This window comes from Hydrogenophaga sp., from assembly GCF_031426985.1.
GTDB lineage: Bacteria > Pseudomonadota > Gammaproteobacteria > Burkholderiales > Burkholderiaceae_C > Hydrogenophaga.
This window is the reverse complement of the sequence record NZ_JASJOY010000140.1, coordinates 1-1,422: the sequence shown is the minus strand read 5'-3', so window position 1 is coordinate 1,422 and position 1,422 is coordinate 1. Positions and strand designations below refer to the sequence as shown.

The window sequence follows — 1,422 nt, the reverse complement described above, 5'->3', positions numbered from 1 at the left end:
TGCACATCGACCGCAGCCTCAAGGGCACGGTGGCGGGCAAGGTGGTGCTGGTCACCGGGGGCAGCTCGGGCATCGGCCTGGCGGCGGCCCACAAGTTCGCCGAAGCAGGGGCGGTGACGATCATCTGCGGGCGCGACCAGGACAAGCTCGACGAGGCCTGCGCCGAAGCGAAGGCCAAGGGCTATGCCTTCATCGCCTACCCGGCCGACATCGCCGACATGGCCGACTGCGACCGTTTCGTGCAGCTGCTGATCGCCAACCACGGCGGCGTGGACTTCCTGATCAACAACGCGGGCCGCTCGATCCGCCGCGCCATCGAAGGCAGCTACGACCGTTTCCACGACTACGAGCGCACCATGCAGCTGAACTACTTCGGCTGCCTGCGCGTGACCATGGGGCTGCTGCCGGGCATGGTGGCCAAGCGCAAGGGGCATGTGGTGAACATCAGCTCCATCGGCGTGCTGACCAACGCCCCGCGCTTCTCGGCCTATGTGGCCAGCAAGGCCGCGCTGGACGCGTGGACGCGCTGCGCGAGCAGCGAGTTTGCGGACCAGGGCATCAGCTTCACGACGATCAACATGCCGCTGGTGCGCACGCCCATGATCGCGCCGACGCAGATCTACAAGAACGTGCCGACGCTGGCGCCCGAAGAAGCGGCCGACATGATCGCGCAGGCCTGCATCTTCAAGCCGGTGCGTATCGCGACGCGGCTGGGGGTGACGGGGCAGGTGCTGCACGCGTTTGTGCCGCGCATCGCGCAGATCGTGATGAACACGAGCTTCCGCATGTTCCCGGATTCGTCGGCGGCCAAGGGGGAGAAGGGGGCGAAGTCGCAGTTGTCGCCTGAGGCGGTGGCGATGCAGCAGATGATGCGGGGGATTCACTTCTGATGTCGTTGTCGTTGTCGTTGTCGGTGCGTTGATGCGCCTGTGGCGAGCCGGGTCTCGGCCCGGCGGCCGAGGCACTTTTCTTTGCTTCGCCAAAGAAAAGTACCCAAAAGAAAGGCGAGCCGGATGCGCTGTCCCTCCGCTTCGCTGCGGGCACACTCCGTTGCTCGGTCCGGACGGGGTCTGCGCAAACTTGTCCGCTGCGCGGCCTTCGGACATGCGCAGCCTTTTTCCCGCCCGGCCCTGCGCTACTCGCCAGCGCATGACGGCGGAACGCGGGAGCGGATGCGGGGACATCGCCGCCGGCCACCGGGTTGGTCTTGCCTTCACCCCAGCCATCTCCCCGCGAGAGAGGGAGCAAGCCACGGCACCTTGAGGGGGAGTCCGATCCCGCATGCGTACTTTGCCGTCCGACCGGGCTGAGCAGCGCAGGGGCGCGGGGATCAGACATTCGCGTGTTCGACGTCCGCGCAGCGGACTAGTTTGCGAATGTCCCCCGCGAACCGAGCAGCGCAAGGCAGCCCGCAGGGCCCCG

Annotated in this window: 1 protein-coding gene; it reads left to right on the top strand. The window is 66.9% G+C overall.

All coding sequences use genetic code 11. The features are described from left to right. Positions 1 to 890: SDR family NAD(P)-dependent oxidoreductase (locus tag RMP09_RS16015; protein WP_310566986.1), on the top strand; the 890-nt coding region annotated here is incomplete at its 5' end. Positions 891 to 1,422 lie beyond the last annotated feature (532 nt).